The organism is Nostoc sp. PCC 7524, assembly GCF_000316645.1.
GTDB lineage: Bacteria > Cyanobacteriota > Cyanobacteriia > Cyanobacteriales > Nostocaceae > Trichormus.
In genome coordinates this window covers 4,336,425-4,353,604 of record NC_019684.1, presented here as the reverse complement: position 1 = coordinate 4,353,604, position 17,180 = coordinate 4,336,425, and the positions used below count along the sequence as shown (strand labels likewise).

Annotated in this window: 16 protein-coding genes and 2 tRNA genes; 9 read left to right on the top strand and 9 right to left on the bottom strand. The window is 42.6% G+C overall.

What is annotated here, in order from left to right; genetic code table 11:
- Window positions 1–179 precede the first annotated feature (179 nt).
- On the top strand, window positions 180–2,717 hold the full coding sequence (locus tag NOS7524_RS17315) for a hypothetical protein (RefSeq protein ID WP_015139788.1): 2,538 nt from the start codon (window positions 180–182) through the stop codon (window positions 2,715–2,717).
- A 108-nt stretch (window positions 2,718–2,825) separates the two neighbouring features.
- Window positions 2,826–2,936 carry a photosystem I reaction center subunit VIII gene (gene psaI / locus NOS7524_RS17310; RefSeq protein WP_015139787.1) on the top strand — a complete coding sequence of 37 codons (111 nt, stop codon included), beginning with the start codon at window positions 2,826–2,828 and terminating at the stop codon, window positions 2,934–2,936.
- A gap of 179 nt (window positions 2,937–3,115) precedes the next feature.
- On the opposite strand, the gene NOS7524_RS28805 is transcribed toward psaI, so the two are convergent.
- The 6 genes from NOS7524_RS28805 to NOS7524_RS17290 all read right to left on the bottom strand — a co-directional run bounded on the left by NOS7524_RS28805 (window position 3,116) and on the right by NOS7524_RS17290 (window position 5,449).
- Entirely contained in the window at window positions 3,116–3,238 is a 123-nt protein-coding gene (locus tag NOS7524_RS28805) for a photosystem II reaction center protein J (RefSeq protein WP_015139786.1), read from the bottom strand.
- A 72-nt stretch (window positions 3,239–3,310) separates the two neighbouring features.
- Window positions 3,311–3,430: a photosystem II reaction center protein L gene (locus NOS7524_RS28800; protein ID WP_010997988.1), complete on the bottom strand. Its 120-nt coding sequence runs from the start codon at window positions 3,428–3,430 to the stop codon at window positions 3,311–3,313.
- A 9-nt stretch (window positions 3,431–3,439) separates the two neighbouring features.
- Window positions 3,440–3,577, bottom strand: coding sequence for a cytochrome b559 subunit beta (gene psbF, locus NOS7524_RS17305; RefSeq protein WP_015139785.1), 138 nt, complete (start codon window positions 3,575–3,577; stop codon window positions 3,440–3,442).
- Between the two features lie 9 nt (window positions 3,578–3,586).
- Window positions 3,587–3,835, bottom strand: coding sequence for a cytochrome b559 subunit alpha (psbE, locus tag NOS7524_RS17300; RefSeq protein ID WP_015139784.1), 249 nt, complete (start codon window positions 3,833–3,835; stop codon window positions 3,587–3,589).
- Window positions 3,836–3,938: 103 nt separating this feature from the next.
- Window positions 3,939–4,961, bottom strand: coding sequence for a photosynthesis system II assembly factor Ycf48 (locus tag NOS7524_RS17295; RefSeq protein ID WP_015139783.1), 1,023 nt, complete (start codon window positions 4,959–4,961; stop codon window positions 3,939–3,941).
- Window positions 4,962–5,113: 152 nt separating this feature from the next.
- Window positions 5,114–5,449: a rubredoxin gene (locus NOS7524_RS17290; RefSeq protein WP_015139782.1), complete on the bottom strand. Its 336-nt coding sequence runs from the start codon at window positions 5,447–5,449 to the stop codon at window positions 5,114–5,116.
- A 195-nt stretch (window positions 5,450–5,644) separates the two neighbouring features.
- Between NOS7524_RS17290 and ndhC the strand changes: the two genes are divergently transcribed.
- From ndhC to NOS7524_RS17275, 3 genes are read left to right on the top strand one after another with little or no spacing between them, the layout of a single operon-like run.
- Window positions 5,645–6,007 carry a photosynthetic/respiratory NAD(P)H-quinone oxidoreductase subunit C gene (gene ndhC, locus NOS7524_RS17285; RefSeq protein WP_010997983.1) on the top strand — a complete coding sequence of 121 codons (363 nt, stop codon included), beginning with the start codon at window positions 5,645–5,647 and terminating at the stop codon, window positions 6,005–6,007.
- Window positions 5,998–6,735, top strand: coding sequence for an NADH dehydrogenase subunit K (locus NOS7524_RS17280; protein WP_015139781.1), 738 nt, complete (start codon window positions 5,998–6,000; stop codon window positions 6,733–6,735). The genes ndhC and NOS7524_RS17280 overlap by 10 nt, the downstream gene beginning before the upstream one ends.
- Window positions 6,728–7,255 (top strand): NAD(P)H-quinone oxidoreductase subunit J, encoded by a 528-nt coding sequence (locus tag NOS7524_RS17275; RefSeq protein ID WP_015139780.1) that lies wholly within the window; start codon window positions 6,728–6,730, stop codon window positions 7,253–7,255. Before NOS7524_RS17280 ends, NOS7524_RS17275 begins: the two co-directional genes overlap by 8 nt.
- Before the next feature lie 222 nt (window positions 7,256–7,477).
- On the opposite strand, the gene NOS7524_RS17270 is transcribed toward NOS7524_RS17275, so the two are convergent.
- Window positions 7,478–10,369: a GAF domain-containing protein gene (locus tag NOS7524_RS17270; protein ID WP_015139779.1), complete on the bottom strand. Its 2,892-nt coding sequence runs from the start codon at window positions 10,367–10,369 to the stop codon at window positions 7,478–7,480.
- Window positions 10,370–10,454: 85 nt separating this feature from the next.
- On the opposite strand from NOS7524_RS17270, the gene NOS7524_RS17265 reads away from it, so the two are divergent.
- Entirely contained in the window at window positions 10,455–11,603 is a 1,149-nt protein-coding gene (locus tag NOS7524_RS17265) for a quinone-dependent dihydroorotate dehydrogenase (protein WP_015139778.1), read from the top strand.
- A gap of 67 nt (window positions 11,604–11,670) precedes the next feature.
- Here NOS7524_RS17265 and NOS7524_RS17260 read toward each other — a convergent pair whose 3' ends face one another.
- Window positions 11,671–12,414, bottom strand: a complete 744-nt coding sequence (locus tag NOS7524_RS17260; protein ID WP_015139777.1) for a hypothetical protein — start codon at window positions 12,412–12,414, stop codon at window positions 11,671–11,673.
- 624 nt (window positions 12,415–13,038) lie between these two features.
- On the opposite strand from NOS7524_RS17260, the gene NOS7524_RS30165 reads away from it, so the two are divergent.
- The 3 genes from NOS7524_RS30165 to NOS7524_RS17255 all read left to right on the top strand — a co-directional run bounded on the left by NOS7524_RS30165 (window position 13,039) and on the right by NOS7524_RS17255 (window position 15,043).
- Window positions 13,039–13,179: transfer RNA gene (locus NOS7524_RS30165), tRNA-OTHER, on the top strand.
- Between the two features lie 83 nt (window positions 13,180–13,262).
- Window positions 13,263–13,404 (top strand) — tRNA-OTHER (locus NOS7524_RS30160).
- A 37-nt stretch (window positions 13,405–13,441) separates the two neighbouring features.
- Entirely contained in the window at window positions 13,442–15,043 is a 1,602-nt protein-coding gene (locus NOS7524_RS17255) for a TROVE domain-containing protein (protein WP_015139776.1), read from the top strand.
- A gap of 379 nt (window positions 15,044–15,422) precedes the next feature.
- Here NOS7524_RS17255 and NOS7524_RS17250 read toward each other — a convergent pair whose 3' ends face one another.
- Window positions 15,423–16,682 carry a cation:proton antiporter domain-containing protein gene (locus tag NOS7524_RS17250; protein WP_051039202.1) on the bottom strand — a complete coding sequence of 420 codons (1,260 nt, stop codon included), beginning with the start codon at window positions 16,680–16,682 and terminating at the stop codon, window positions 15,423–15,425.
- Window positions 16,683–17,180: the final 498 nt, after the last annotated feature.

The window sequence follows — 17,180 nt, the reverse complement described above, 5'->3', positions numbered from 1 at the left end:
GAATTGAAAGCATCAAATAGCCTGGGTATTTACTGAGACTCTAAAGCTGAACTTTATAGTGTCTAAATCAAAACATTACATTACAATCATGCAAATAAGGATTGCTGAGGTAAACTTGCAAACAAGATAATGCAAATTATTACTACTCAGCTAGCTCTTCGGTCTGGGCATCACTCACAATGGAACACTGGCAATTTCTGATTCAGAAGCAGGGCGATCGCTCGTGGTACCCACTGGAATCGCCAAACACAGAAATTAAGGAAGGACGGTATAGGGTTTTGGCTCGTTCAAGCCTTCCTAATACAGATGTGGAAGTGCGAGTCATACACTTATCAACTCAGGAAGTACCGCCAAAGCGACGCATTCAAAAGCGATTGCGCCGCACTAACTCGGAAGGTTTAATGGCGGTGATTCCCTATACCTACCTCAAGTCGGGAATGTGGGAGTTACGCTGCTCCGGTGACTTGATGTCAGATATGCTGGGTCAATCTTGGCAGTATGGTGTCTATCTACAAGTAATGTCCCAGCAAGTATACGGGGCAGATGGGCAGTTAGGTATAGAGGATGATTCAGAATCAATCTCCCTGAATTCTTCAGAACTATCAATTACCCAACAGAAGCACTTTGTAACTACAGATAGTGATCAAGAAGCCTTAATTGATCAGCCTGTTAGTCCAGTTTGGGTGAAAGGTGAAACAGCAGAGCAAATCTTACAAAATTTGATTGATTTAGCTTTACCCAGCTCTGCCAACTTACTAGAAGATGAAACAAAAGTTGAAGATACTCCTACTCCCCAAGCATCACTGCCCCTATCACTGAGGCTGGATAAAGAAACCTATATTACCCGTTGGGGTCACGTCCTGACAATTCATGGGTGTGTGGAGTTAGAGGAAAATTCCCAGCATAGTCAAGACTCACTCTCAAACAATCTCTACGCTTTAGAACTCAGTATTGAACTGCGATCGCCTCTGAGTTCGGAGATACTCACCCAGATACGCCAAACTTTAACAGATAAATCACTGCCTTTTTCGATTCGCTCTACCATAGATATTCCAGCTGACTGCGAATCGAAGCTGATTTTGGCAGATATTAATCTATATGGCGCGTTTACTAAAGCTGGGAAAGTCGTCCTATTAGCTAAGCAGTCCTTTACAATTACGGCAGATGTCACAGAGTTATTGGCAGTAACAGCTGCTCAATCTCAAGCTGTAGAAATACCAGAGGAACCTAGTACAGCAACAACATCAACGGCAGAAGCAGCTACTAACATTGATTTAGAGCTGTTTAACCTGGTGAAAACCCAGACATCAGGAAAATCTCAGCCCCTTTCTCCAGCCCCAAACAAGCCTTTACCAGAGCAAATTGACCAGATATCACTCAAAAAATCCACTGATTCCCGTGGGCTACAACTACCAAAGTTGCCAGAAACTCCAACTGATGCGGCTAGTGCTGATTTAGTTACAGAAATCACTTTAGCAACTCCTGTAGAACAGGATGAAGCAATAGTACCAACAATCCCAGCTCCCATTAACTTGGAGCAGCTGGTGATCAAAAATCGCCGAGGGCAGTTGCTTGGCAGAACTTTTCCCTACTTGAAACCCCTATCCAGCGTGTCTAGCACAAGCGAGTCTATGACAGACGAGGTGTCTGAAGGGTTGGATGTCCAAGTTGGGGAAGACTTGCTAGAGATAAATGTACCGATAATTGAGGATGAAAACACCCCAGCAGTTGTCAGTGATGACATACAATCGGCAGATGATCAGGCTGTTGCAGAATTAGAAGCTTCACCCACTCTAGAATTAAGTGATGAGCCTCAGACAGAAATGGCGGATACTTCCAGCCAAGAGCGCATTGATGATTCTGTGAGTCAACCACCAATTCCACCCAGTTTTTACTCATCTCCTCTGATTAGAAAATGGATGCAGAGTCAAGGATACTCTTTACCGGAATTGGCAGATACACCATATCTGGATACAGATAATGATGTTGTAGAAAACCAGACAATACCGGATGAAGTAGCAGGCGCTTCTGATGTTGAAGTCAGTTTGCCATCCCCAGATGCTGTCATAGTAACTGTGGAGATGGCCACGGTAGTAGCCGAGGAATTAGAAAATCAGGAAGATGAAGAGGCACAAATAATTGCCCTAGAATCCTCGGCATTAGTTCCAGTGTCAGAAGAATCACCTGTTGAACAAATTAAGACTCCCTTAGCTTGGTTAGCAGAAGAAATTGTTGTAGATGATATTTACAACGAACCAGATGTAGATTTAAGCAAGAATTATGGCTCAAAAGCTGACTATACAGCAATTACAGATGTATTTAGTTCCCCAGATATAACGGGGATGATCATTGAGCCTTTACCCATCCCTCAACTTCATGTGCCAGAAGGAGAGCTAATAGCTGGTAATTCTATCCGGGTACGCGTGGAACTACCTGAAGTAGCAGCACAAGTAGCAGTTAAGTTATGGGTAGAAGATTGTCAAACTCGCTGGCTATTAGATGGGCCTCACTTGCTGAAAGATTTACTTCCCAACACCTCTGGAGGAGTAGAGGTGATGATCCAATTAAACATTCCCTTTGGCTGCTTAGAAATTCGCATTGAGGCGATCGCTCTCAATCTGGTGACTCAGCAAGAAAGCCATAAAGTGACTGTAATGCGGACTGTCATTCCCCCAGACTTGCCTTCTTTGCAGCTAGATGAGTTATTCGGTTTGTAAAGAATCCTTTTCAGGGTGTGTTAAAAATCTTTAGAATTTAAAAAAATCTGCCTGAATTTGCAGTAAGCTCGTCTTGAATTGTAGTGTGATTTAACAGGAAACTTTACTATGGCAGCTTCATTTTTGCCCTCGATCTTTGTGCCTCTGACTGGATTAGTTTTTCCAGCTGTAGCAATGGCGTTTATGTTGCTATACATTGAACGCGATGATATTGGTTAATTAAGTAATTCATTGCTACAGTTTTTACCAAATTATCTGTAGCTAATTCTCGATTAACCTGATTTGTAATTAAATCAGTAATTAATATACCGCCTATCTTTAAGAGACAGGCGGTTTTTTTTATGCTGATTTCTCAACAAACTCTAGAAATATTATTCGGTATTCGATTTAGATCAAAATTACATCGAAGAACCGATACCAGCGTAGGCTCCGTAAAAGAAAATGCCTACAACAGTAATTACACCTAAACCTGCGATCGTAGCGACGACCCACAGGGGAATTCTCCCAGTTCCAGCAGACACAGATTTTCCTCCTCCCTTAATAAAAAATCAACGCAGAATTGAGATCAACAAAGGTTCTTAAAATATTTCCAGTTAGTTAAAGAAGTAACTGGAAAACAGAATTCCCAATACAAAAACGAGTAGTAATCCCAGATACAAAGAAGTCCGGTTTAATTCTACTGGCTGATTGTTGGGATTGGGCGTTCTTTCCATGATTAGCTCCTAGCGTTGAATAAACTGCATAGCGGCGATCGCGCCCAAAAAGAATACGGTAGGCACAGCTAATGTATGAACTGCAAGCCATCTCACCGTAAAAATTGGATAAGTAACTGGTTGATTGATATTGTTACCGCTAGTCATGATTTCAAATTACTTGCCGATAAGTTGTTCAACTTGCTGTTTAGCTTCAAAGCGATTATTCACAATGGGCAATTCTTGCCGTGTTTGTGTGTAATATTCATCGGGACGAGGTGTGCCGAACACATCATAAGCCAGACCGGTGCTGACAAATAACCAACCTGCAATAAACAGTGCTGGAATGGTGATGCTGTGGATTACCCAGTAACGAATACTGGTAATAATATCGGAAAACGGACGTTCTCCCGTGGTACCTGACATTTAGATCCCTACCTTCAACAAAGACGTTATTGAGTTTATTATCCTACAAAGTTTAGAAAGAGTTACAAGTTGCAACTTTCTTCTCAGAAAACTCAGTGAGGTATTAGGCAGATGCTTCTGTCTTGTCTGTTTTGGCACCATCGGGTTGATATTTTAATAAAACGCCGCGATCGCCAATAATAAATCCCTGATCAGGCTGTAAAAAGACAATTTTGTAAAAATTAGCAGCCACAGCCTCTACATCCCTGTCTTTTTCCCAAGTTTTTCCGCCATCGGTACTTAGTAATAAGTTACCACTACCGCCACCAACCCAGATTTCTTGGGGTGTGCGATAAGCCAAATCCAGTAAACCCCAACTGGTGGACAGTTCAGGAGTTTGGGCTTCTTGCCATTCATCCGGTTTAGCAGGGTCGCTAAATTGTACCTGACCTCCCCGTGCTAATAACCACAATTGTCCATCTTGGGAAAATCCCATGTTTTCTAACCTACGGGAACTATTGCGGTTATGAGGAACCCAGGCATTTTGACCTGGTTCCCAAGTCGAATAAAAGCTACCTTTGGCAGAAACAGCAACATATTTCCCATCAGCAGAACGTTTCAAGTTACGGACTACACCTACTGCTGCTTCTACTTGTGCTTTCCAGTTTTTACCGCCGTCTGTAGTTGTATAGATTGCGCCCACATCAGTGGCCATCTCAGCTTGATTTTCGGCTAAAGCATGGATCGAAATGGGATTACCGGGTAGTTTTTCACTTAAGGGAATACGCGACCAAGAACGACCTTCGTCAGTGGTATGCAGTAGTAAAGAAGGTTCTCCCACTATCCAACCTTCTTTGCCAGCAAAACTTACTGAGTCAAAACGATAGCGATCGTCTTCAAGTGCCAATGTTAGAGGCTGCCAAGTATCACCACCATCATGACTTTCTAACAGGGTAGCGTTGCTACCAACTAAAAAGCCGTGCTGAGGATCGTTAGTAAAGGCAATATCTAGTAGGTTAGCCTCTGTTGGCAAAGAAATTACCGCCCAAGGGTTGTAGCTGGTAGAAGGAACTTTACTACACCCAATACACATGAAGACGACTAACAACAGAGCAAATATTTTTTGCCAACTTTTTAAAATAACCATTGATTGCATCAGATTTTTTTTAGCTATTTCTCAATTCGTGTAAGGTTTATTTGGAATCTTTACCTATCAAGTCCAAAAAGCACATTGAGTTGTGAGGACTGAGTTATTGAGTGCGGAGTATGATTTTCTCACCTGCTCCTCTACCTCCAGCCTCACTGTAAGCCGTAAAGACTCATAAAGAGCAGGAAAGCCAGAGCCAAAGCCCCAAAAATCAGGATATTCTTTTGACTGGGTGTAAGGGTATTTACACCTAAACCATAACCGAGATTTTCTTTGAAACCGGATGCTGTACCAGCCGGGCCAATATTGGTAAAAGCTACCTTTTTCGCCGTACAGACTGGACAACGCCAATTAATCGGCAGTTCTGCAAAGGGTGTCCCTGGAGTGATGTCATGCTTATCGTCACCCTTTTCAGGTTCGTAAACATAACCGCAGGCGCGACACTCGTAGCGGTCTAACACTGTAGTTTCAACAGCTGGTTCGCTCATGACTAAGGTCTCGCAGAGAAGAAATATTAAATATACGTTAAAAATTATGACATAACTGTTAGACTTTTCTATCACTCTGACAAACGAATCAAATACCTGAAATCCGTCTGTTTCCCAGATTTCAGAAAAACTAAACAGATATAATGTAAAAGAAAGTAACAGCCTTATTTACACCTTAAGCGGTAGAAACTCATTGTGTTTGTTCTTAGCGGTTACGAGTACCTTCTAGGCTTTCTCATTATCTGTAGCCTAGTTCCTGCATTAGCACTTTCCGCGTCCAAGCTACTCAGACCTACTGGTAATAGCCTGGAACGTCGCACCACCTATGAATCTGGGATGGAACCAATCGGCGGAGCCTGGATTCAATTCAACATCCGCTACTATATGTTTGCCCTAGTCTTCGTTGTCTTTGACGTGGAGACTGTTTTTTTGTATCCTTGGGCAGTTGCTTTTCACCGTCTAGGGCTATTGGCATTCATTGAGGCGCTGATTTTTATTGCAATTCTTGTAGTCGCCCTAGTTTACGCATGGCGTAAAGGAGCTTTGGAATGGTCTTGAATTCTGATTTAACCACACAGGACAAAGAGCGAATCATCAACCCCATTGAGCGTCCTACAGTCACTCAAGACCTTTCAGAAAACGTGATTTTAACCACGGTTGATGACCTCTACAACTGGGCTAGGCTTTCTAGTCTGTGGCCTTTGTTATTCGGCACAGCTTGCTGCTTTATTGAGTTTGCAGCTTTAATTGGTTCCCGTTTTGACTTCGACCGTTTCGGGTTAATTCCTCGTTCTAGTCCCCGTCAAGCTGACTTAATTATTACAGCTGGAACAATCACTATGAAGATGGCTCCTCAATTGGTGCGTCTTTATGAACAAATGCCTGAACCAAAGTATGTAATTGCCATGGGTGCTTGTACAATTACAGGCGGGATGTTCAGCGTTGATTCTCCTACGGCTGTACGTGGAGTTGATAAGTTGATTCCTGTGGATGTGTATTTGCCTGGTTGTCCTCCCCGCCCCGAAGCAATTATTGACGCAATTATCAAGCTGCGGAAAAAGATTGCTAATGATTCGATGCAAGAACGGGGTCAGATTAAGCAAACCCACCGTTTCTACAGCACGACTCATAATTTGAAGCCAGTGCCAGAAATTTTAACTGGTAAGTATATGCAGTCAGAAACCCGCTTCAACCCACCCAAGGAATTAACAGAAGCAATTGGTTTACCAGTTCCACCTGCACTGCTGACAGCAAAGACACAGAAAGAGGAACAAAACCGTGGCTGATGAAGAATTAAAACCAGTACCAGCAGCAGCAGAATCCATAGTTCAAGCTGGGCCGATTTCCCTGTGGTTAGCAGAAAATGGCTTTGCTCATGAGTCTTTGGAAGCCGATAAAAACGGCGTAGAGATAATTAAAGTGGAGGCAAATTTTCTGCTTCCCATCGCCACAGCCCTGTATGCTTACGGGTTTAATTATCTCCAGTTTCAATCGGGTATTGACCTTGGCCCAGGAGAAGATTTAGTCAGTGTGTATCACTTAGTTAAAGTTGGTGATAATGCTGATAAGCCTGAAGAAGTACGGGTGAAGGTTTTCTTGCCCAGGGAAAATCCTGTAGTACCTTCTGTTTACTGGATTTGGAAGACAGCCGACTGGCAGGAGCGCGAATCTTACGATATGTTCGGCATTATCTACGAAGGACACCCCAATTTAAAGCGAATTTTAATGCCAGAGGATTGGGTGGGTTGGCCTTTGCGGAAGGATTACATTTCGCCTGATTTCTACGAGTTGCAGGATGCTTATTAAAAAGTGCTGAGTGCCAGTTAGTGAGAATTTTGATATCTCATCCCTAACCCCTCTCCGGTGACGGAGGGGGGTAATGTTTTTCAAGGCAAAGGACGGAGTTTACTTGCCATTTGAGTGTTTCTGCCAAAACTGGATGCTCACAAAGTCTTTCCCCTTGCACTCAGCACAGACTTGCCCCAATTCCTCTTATCCCAATACCCAATTCCTAATACCTTTCTTCAGTCAAGAAACAGCTAATGGTAATAGCAAACGGCTAACTACTCGATGATCTGGTAACTGATAGAAATGTAATTCGCCTGCGAGTTGCTGGATGATTTGTTGGCAGATGAGTAAATGTAAATGTGGTGGTTTCTCAAACTGATCAACAGCTAAAATATCTTTACGTGTCTTTGGCTGTAACTGTAACTTAGTCAGTAGCTGTGATTCAATTGTGCCGTTATCGGTGATTGACACCTCTAAGAATTGCTCATCTAAGCGACGACACCAAATATCTATTCTGCTGCCAGTGGGAGAACGGTGACAGGCGGCAAGTAGTAATTCGTGCAGGACTAATTCAAATTTCACAATGTCGCCTGCGATCGCCATCGGGGAGGGATGATTTTGGGATACCATACCTTTAACTAAGGCAGACGTATGATTTGTCTCTGATTCTGGAGTGGATTGTCCCAAGCCATGTACACCTATCCAAAGTTTTTGTTGTTGGAGTAAGTTGTCAATGCGTTCGAGCGATCGCTTGAGTAAACTGGCTATGGGCATAGATTCACAGTTTTTGTGTAACTGCCATTGTTCCTGTTTTATGAGTGCCGTCATGGCAGTCGTGGTATGACCTAACTGCCGCCACAATAATTGGTAGCGTGTCTGAGTTAGTTCATTAGTAGGAATGCCTAAATCATTAATTTGATTGAGTAATTGTGTTGTTGTTCTGTGAATTTCTTCCAGACGGCGATGTTTGTACCAATTGAGTTGTTGTAATTCTTCGGTTGTAGACTCTAGACTTTCGCTGACTTGCTGTTGACGACGCAACCAAGCTAATTGCTCAATCAGAGTTTCTAAGGCGTTCACGGTTTGTTGTGGCCAGTAACGTTCTGCTTGGTCTACCAATACCATGACTGCTGTAGGTTGATGGATGGCCGCAGTACGTAAGGCTATGACTAGCACTTTACCAATTACTGCACAATTTAACCATTTTTTGGTTTCTGCTGGTAAATCATCTACCTTTAAATTTAAGAAACCATCTTTGGCTAATGCCCACTGAATCAATGCTTCATGCTGTACGGATATTTGGGCATGAGTGACGATACTAAACCGACTATCTGTAATCACTCCAGGGATAATTTCTGCATGGGCCTGTGCAGATGACCAAGACAACATAAATGCCATAGGACAGCCCAGAATAGATGCAATTTGTCTCAGTGCTGTAGTTTCTAGATAATATTTTTCGGTTTCCGAATTTTCGCTATGGGCTTCTTCTAAAATGCAAAGGCACTGTTGAATGCCCTGCAAAATTTGTTGCTGCTGTTCACTGTTAGTCAGTAATCGCCACTGCCGTAAGATTACACCAATTTGTTGGCTGACAATCCACAGTAGTTCTTTTTCGAGAGTTGTCCAAGTGCGATGATTGGTGTGGGTAATGAGCAGTATGGCATCTGGTCGATGGCCTTGAGCGCAGTTACAAACTAAAAGCGATCGCACCCCATTTTCTATCAAGGGTGGCCGCCAGTTAAAAAACCGTAAGTCTTCCTCTAAGTTCTCAACTTCTACTGTAGTTTTTGCCGTCTTCAACATTTGTCTGTCGGTTTCTGTCAATAAACTAAAAGCAAAGGTCAAAGGTCGGCGATTATGAGGCTGGGTTTGATAGACAACTTGATAGTTATTGCGATCAGGGTCGTACTGTAAGACTAAAAAGCGGCTAGCTGCTAGTCGTGTTAAAACTTTGGCGGCACAGATACGTAATGTTTCTTTCAGGTCTTGGTGACTATAGATAGCTTGGGCAACTTGGCTGGTGAGTTGGGAGTCCTCTTGAATTTGTTGAATGGTACTTTCCATTTTTTCAGTTGGAGCTACCAGGGAGAGTAAACCTGCCGCACCTTGGACAAAATTTTTGTCTGCTTCTGTCCAAATGCGTGGTTCATTACCTTCTACCGCTAGAAAACCCAAGAGGTCTTGTTGCCAAATGATGGGAGCGGCTAAGAGCGATCGCACTCGCCAGCGTTGTAGCAACTTAGCGGTAAAATGGCTTTTTAAGGAACTGCGAGCATCACCAATCCAAACAATTTGATTGACCGACAAAGCATAATAAAAGTCATTTAATTCTTGTACTGTCATCCCGGCTGCTGGCTGTTCACGCTGAGAATCGCGTCCCATTTTGACTAGCTGATTGCTCATGCGACACCAAAAATAGCGTCCTTGCCTCTCAAACCAGTAAACATTGGTACGACTAGGAGCCACAAATTCATGGGTTGCTTGGATGGCGGCTTTGAGTCTTTCCTCTAAATTATTGAGGTTGCGTAAATTTTCCAGTAATTCTAATAACGGTTCATCAGGACGCTTGGTTTGCTTTTGCAGCAACAATATCTCATGTTGATAAAGGATTGCCCCCAATTCCCCCAACACAATCAACAACCTAGCTTTAGCATCCTCTGGGATGAGATAACCCCAACGTTCAGCAGCAACTAACAGTAAACCTAAACAACGGTCTTTGTAGCGGATGGGAAAAATAATTGTTCCCTGAATATGATGTTTTTTGCCAAATTCTTGCCATTCGCCAATCCTAGGTTCGTTGTGAATGTCCGCTAATCCCACAGGACGCTGTTGAATCACTACTTGCTCTAATAAGTCACCGGGATTGAGAACAACCCGTTTCCTTAAAATGCTTGCATCATTACCAGGGGTGACACCGCCTTTACCCAACAATGTGTGTTCGAGGCGATCGTAAAAAGCAATCCAAATCAGGCTGTAATTAAACTGTTGTTTAATATAAGAAATAGTAGTTTCAATCAGAACTTCAACATCATCTGCTTCCCTGAGACGTTGCAAAACATTTCCCAAGGCAACAATATGTTGTTCGGCGGCTATAGGTGGTTGTGGCTGCCCCATCTGATGATTAATCAACATAGCTTGTAATATATAAGATGCCCAGAAAATTACCCCGACTCATATTTTTACCAATAGTTCTTGACATTTCTGGGTAAAATTTGCAATGGATATTTATCAACTTGCCGTTCGTCCGGTTTTATTCAATTTACTGAAGGCAGATCCAGAGTGGTCACATCACCAAGCAATTGGTGTTTTAAGTTGGCTATCACATCAACATTACGCTGGTAATAGCTGGCTGCCAAAACTATTACAAAAATCTCTCTGTCTGCAAGATCACCGCCTAGAACAAAATTTATTTGGGTTACACTTCCCCAATCCCGTAGGTTTAGCAGCTGGGTTTGATAAAGATGGCGTAGCATCTGGCATTTGGTCAAGCATGGGTTTTGGGTTTGCGGAGTTGGGAACTGTGACATTTGTAGCACAGCCTGGAAATCCGCGTCCTCGGTTATTTCGCTTGCCCTTAGATCAAGCTGTCCTGAACCGCATGGGGTTTAATAATAGTGGTGCGGCAGTCATGGCACAAAGGTTATCTCAGGAAAAACTAGAGTTAACCCCATCTATACCCATCGGTATTAATTTGGGTAAATCGAAAGTAACTCCCCTAGAAGCAGCCGCAGAAGATTATTTAAATAGTTTTCGCTTACTGAAAAATTTAGGAGACTATTTTGTAGTTAATGTGTCTTCACCCAATACACCAGGGCTGCGATCGCTCCAAGATGCAACAATGCTCAGTTCTATCTTGGATTTACTACAAAAAGAAAATAATCCATATAAACCATTGTTTGTCAAGATAGCCCCTGATTTAGAGTGGGAAGCGATCGCGGATATTATTAATTTGGCGAAAACCTACCAGCTAGCAGGGATTATTGCCACCAACACCACTATTAGCCGTGAGGGATTAAAAACTCAGGTGATTGACAAAACTGGCAAATCACCTGAGCAAGAAGCCGGGGGAATTAGTGGTGTGCCAGTGCGTGATCGCTCCACAGAAGTAATCAGGTTTATTTGGCAGCAAACCCAAGGGCAAATACCGATTATTGGGGTAGGTGGTATCTTTTCCCCAGATGATGCTTGGGCAAAAATTACTGCTGGTGCCAGCCTGATTCAAGTGTATACAGGCTGGATTTACGAAGGCCCAATGATGGTACGCCGCATTCTTCAGGGTTTGCTGGCTAAGTTAGAGCAAAATAGCCTCAGTTCCATCTCGGAAGCTGTAGGCTTTGAATTCAAAAGTCAACTAAAAGAACATTAAATATAGGGAAATTGTAAGTAGAAATATAGATTTCCTATTCCCTACTCCCTATTCCCTACTCCCCACTCTAGTTACCTTCGTTTTCCTCCAGTGGAAAAAATTCCTTAGTTTTTTCTGAAAAAGTCCAAGCAATTCCATCAGGATCGCGGTTGCGAGTCCATTCAGGAAAGTCGGGATCATTGCGCCGTTTATATACAGTGCTGGAATAAACGTTTAGCCGTTTTGCCAGTTCTGATTGAATCAGAGAGCCAAAAACTAGCTGTTTTGCTAAATTTTGTTTTGCTTCTTCAGTAACTACTGGTGGTGGTAATTCTGGTTCTGGTTCTGGTTCTACCGTAACTGGTTCTGGTGGCGGTGGTGGTGCTAGGAGCGATCGCGCCTCCTTGGTTATTTGTGGTGCAGCTAGTTCTTTGACAGGCTCACTACTGTCGAGAATATTACCCAGAATACTGCCAGTGATGAAGTAATATACTTCGCCACCTTCTCCAGCAGGTAGTATGCTCGCACCAAATTCTGATGCTTTACTATCTAGATAGCGTTTTGCTTGTGTACCGGGAAAGTTGCCCCGAATTGCCAAATCTACTGGTGTAATCTTGCCCTGATTTTCTCGAACCAATTGACTAAAAACCGGGTTAACTCGCTGACACCACTGTTGCCATTGGTATTGTTGCCAAACATTTAACCCAATCAGCAACACCAGAAATGCCAGCAAAAATTTCCAGGTAGTAACCAGGAAAATGATCACAAACGATATTGGCAAAAGGAGAACGAGAAAGCCTTTCCCGCTACCTTCTATTGTTTTTTCACTCATGCCGATTTTTGCCAAGCGAATTTTTTGGGAAATAATATATTATATTGGCAAAAATCGGCACAGGTTTTTGTATAGTTTGGCAAAGTTACGGAAAAAATAAGCAAAATCATCATTAACCTAAATTTGCCAAAGCTCCAAAGGCTCATCAGATAGGCAAAAATCGGCAAAATCTTTTTCCAATCTTCTAGCTGATACTTCTAGTCGTCTGAACAGGCAACTTTGCTTGATGAATAATTTTGTAGTAAGGACTTTAGTCCTTGCCTTGAGGGCTAAAGCCCTCACTACGAACTTGCCAAACACAATCAGCAAAAAAATTTAGTTCTACTCTTGACACTACAAACTACACATACTACATTGATAATACAAGCTGGCATTCCCAAAGGAGTTAAGCAAAACTTGTAACTAATTTGTGTAGCGGATAGTTCAAATACCAGAACACCCACCTTGCCTGTCAAGGCCGAACTATCGAGGGTTATCGAAACAACTAATATCTTAATTCACAATCCCTTGATTAAATTTCTGTAGATGCAGGTGCAAATCCTGCTCTGCTACCAATATTCGTGCTGTTAGGGAAGCAGGGCATAGCCCCTGCTTGAGTTGAAATTGAGAATTTTTATTTATTAAGCGGGGATAGCTCAGATTGGTAGAGCAGTGAAAGGGTTAAAACCCATAGTCCTTAGTTTACAAACTTGCCTGAAAAGGCCAACTAATTGAGGGTTATCGTTAATTCATCGGACGCAGGTTCAAATCCTGCTCCTCGCGCCAAAACAAGTTCAGAGTTTGTAGAAATTGGGCGTTGTCGTTTTCCGTCACACCCAACCTTTCCAGACTAATTTTGAATTGTCATGTGGCAGGTAGTTCAAAAGGAAGAACGCTATTATCCTTATTCGCAACTTGCCTGAATAGGCCGAAGAATCGAGGGTTATCGTCTGCAAAACGAGAGGTTGCGGGTACCCTACGGGAAGCAAGCTACGAGTCCCGCTCTGCCACCTTTCATTTTTGCCCGCAAGGGCTGGGAGATGAAACTATGAATTATAATTTTTTCACCAAAAATAAGACAACCACACCACAAAATCAACCCATCCCCGGACGGGAAGCTGAGATGATGAAAGGACGTTCCGGCGGTTGGATGTTCAATGCTGGTATTTGGCAGATGCTACGGCGTTGTCTGTTGGTCGGCACAGCCCAAAGCACGTACTATGCTGGTAAACAAGAACTCACAGAAGATTTTGTGACGGTGGTGAAACAAGCTGTTGCTGAAAATCCCAGCCGTGTTGCGGAAGAAATTTTGTACGCTAGCGACGGACGCGCCATCAATAACAGCGCACCTATCTTTGCTTTGGTTTTACTGTCAATGGGTGAAACTCCAGAAGCAAAACAGGCTTTTGGTGAAATATTTCCCCAAGTTGTTCGCACAGGTAGCCATTTTTATGAATGGTTGAACTACACCAAATCTCTACGAGGTTTCGGTAAGATAGTGCGGGAAGCTGGTAAAAGCTGGCTATCTCGTGAAGATGTCAAAAGTTTGGCTTATCAACTTTTGAAATATCAACAACGTCAAGGCTTTACTAACCGGGACGCTTTACGGTTGTTTCACGTCAAACCACCTACAGAAAATCACCGTCAACTATATGAGTGGGTAGTGAAAGGTTGGGCAGATTTACCCGCCGCAATACCTTCTGAGGCGTTGGCGCAGATTTGGTGGTACGAATGGCTCAAGCGCAACCCCAGCGAAACCCACCAAGCCATTTTGCAAGGACGTTTAACCCACGAAATGGCTGCACCTGTGGGGAAGATGGATAAAGAAGCTTGGCAATTACTATTTCAGGAAATGCCCATCAGTGCGATGTTGCGTAACTTGGGTTCATTAACTGAACTGGGTGTATTGCGGGCTGATGAAGATGCTAACTTGTCACGGGTAGAAGCTGTTCTCAATAACAAAGAACATCTGCGTAAAGGTCGTATTCATCCCATCGATGTTTTGAAAGCACTCAAAACTTACGAGTCTGGGGGAAGGCTGGGACGCAGTAAGAAAACCTGGAGTCCAGTTCCCCGCATCGTGGACATCTTAGAAAAAGCCGTTGAGTTGTCCTTTGATGTGGTAGAACCCACAGGTAAAGTGTTCATGCACGCCGTAGACGTTTCTGGTTCTATGGGTAGCTTGGTTGCAGACATGGGACTTAGCTGCTGTGAAATCGCCACCACAATGGCATTAGTTACAGCCAAAGCTGAGAAAAACTACATGATTCGCGGTTTTGCTACCGAATTTCGGGAATTAAATATCACTGCTAAAGATAGTTTTAGTTCTGCGGTGCGGAAAGCTAGCAACCAAAACTTCGGTGGTACAGATGCGTCTGTGGCTTATGAGTGGATGATTAAAAATAAGTTCAAAGCCGATGTCGTCTGTTTTTGGACTGACTCCGAAAGCTGGGCGGGTTATAAACATCCTAGTCAAGCATTGGCGCAGTACCGTAAAAAGGTTAATCCTGATGTTAAGGCTGTGTATGTCACCCTGACACCTTACCAAATTACCTTAGTAGATCCCAAAGATCCCCTATCTTGGGACTTGGCAGGATTTGACCCTGGTACACCTCGCATCATCCAGATGTTAGCCACGGGCGAGTTGTAAAAATAGTTGAATAGCTTGAGGATAAGGGGTAACAATCTTTTATCCTTTTTCTTGGTGGGTTATCCTTATTCGTCACTTGTCCTTCGGGGACGCAGAATAGCAGGGTGGTTTCATACAGCCGTAGAAAAATGAAAATACTGATAAAAGTATTGAAACATCTATGGCTGTACAGGTATGAATCTGATAGACCAGTTGCAACAAGTTCCAGATTATCGTCATATCACAGGAAGAAGGCATGAATTATGATTAATGCTGTTATTTGTTACAGCCTTCTATCTTAAGAGTTAGTTTTTTGTATGATTAAAAAATATACTATATTGTTGAGCTTGTTGTTTAATTTTTTGTTTAAAAAAGAACTTCATTAATAATAATTTGCTAATCACTGATTTGTAGTTTGAGAATACTGCTGTTGATTAATGTATTCACCATAGAGCTTGGTTAAGGGAGTCGCACTTAAGCCTTGGGCAATAATAGAAGTACAAATCATCAAACTGCAAACTGACCAAACTTCTTCTACCCCAGTTTCCCGCAGAGAATAACCAGCGTAAAACATGGCAGCTACACCAATTGGGCCAAACCAGCCTACAAACATTGCTTCTGGAATATTTCTAATAGGCTGAATGTAGCGATTGAGTAGCAAAATGGCTGGTATTCTGCGTAGTAGTAGTATTGTCACTACCAGTAACACTAAATTTCCCCATCCCAGCGCCAACCATTGTTGCCAAGGGATTGTCAAGCCCAGCAAGATAAAAACTGGTAAGGTAAAAAAGCGATTGATTGCTTCTTGAACGTTATCCTCTTCTGCTCGCTCGTTACCTCGAATCACATTACCAAAAACCATGCCAGTAACAAATACAACTAGAATGCCATCGGTACCGATTAATTTACCAGTACCGAGTGCTGTAAGTGACAAAGCAATGCTATAACCCAAAAAAGAAGAATTTTCGATTGTTTGTTTGCGTTCAGCCCATTCTAGAAGGCGACCTGATACATAACCTAGAATTACCCCAAAAACTATAGCTCCGCCTACTTCCCACAGAAGGACATGAATAAACCAGTGAGATAGTGCATCTGTGGGTGTACGCTTCAGCATGAGAATAGACAATAGTACAAATGGATAAGCTAAACCATCATTCGCCCCTGACTCAGCAGAAACAATATGTCGTAACCTGTTAGGAAGATGCTCTTCAGCAATAACACCTGTGACGATCGCAGTTGCCACAATCGGATCGGTTGGGGTTACAGTAGCACCAACTAGCATTGCCTGCCAAAAAGGTATTTTTAAAATCCCATACACAAGTAATCCACTCATTCCCCACATCAGGGGCATCACCAAGCCCAGAAGGACGGCTAAGGGCTGCCAGTGATTGAGAAAATAGTTCCTGGGTAAACGCAATGCTACCCCCATTAATCCGATCGCTAGTGTCAACCGGGCAGCTTGTTCTAAAAGATCCTCTGTTGGTGTTCCCCAACCAGTGGGGTTAACTAATCCCAGACCGATGGGACTCAGTAATATCCCCAACAGCATGGCTGTTAAGGGGTCGCTAGTCCACCAATGACGGCGAAAATAGTCTGATAGTAGTCCGAGAAATAAGACAATCGCACCAATTGCCGTTATTACAATATTGAGTTCATTCAATTTCTCTAGCCGACCGATCAATAAATATCATTTTTCTTGTTGTCTGGGTTGCCACAAACAGTATCTAGTTATCAATAGATATAGGCGATCGCATTCTCCATTGCATCTATCTGATGGATAAAATGATGAGTGCCTCTATCTAGACTCAATGCGATGACCTATCTAAATTTCTAATCCTAAAGATAGATAAATTACATTGTTGAGATATTCCATAAACATTGCAAAAATATATAACTAAATGCGTCACCCAGGCTGGGAAAACCTTTGATTGTCTTAGTTAATCGTGTCTTTAAATGCTGACATAACTCACACTGTTTAATATTGTTATTAGCCTAAATTCAATTATTTACACATTATCAAATCTCATCAAGGTACCTCTTGCTGGTAACATATACAAGAGCCTGCTTGTTATCAGGAGGGCAATTTTATTGCATATAAAAAATAATTAATTTAATTAATTTAGGTCGATGACGTTGATTGGCATCTGAGAAAGTATTC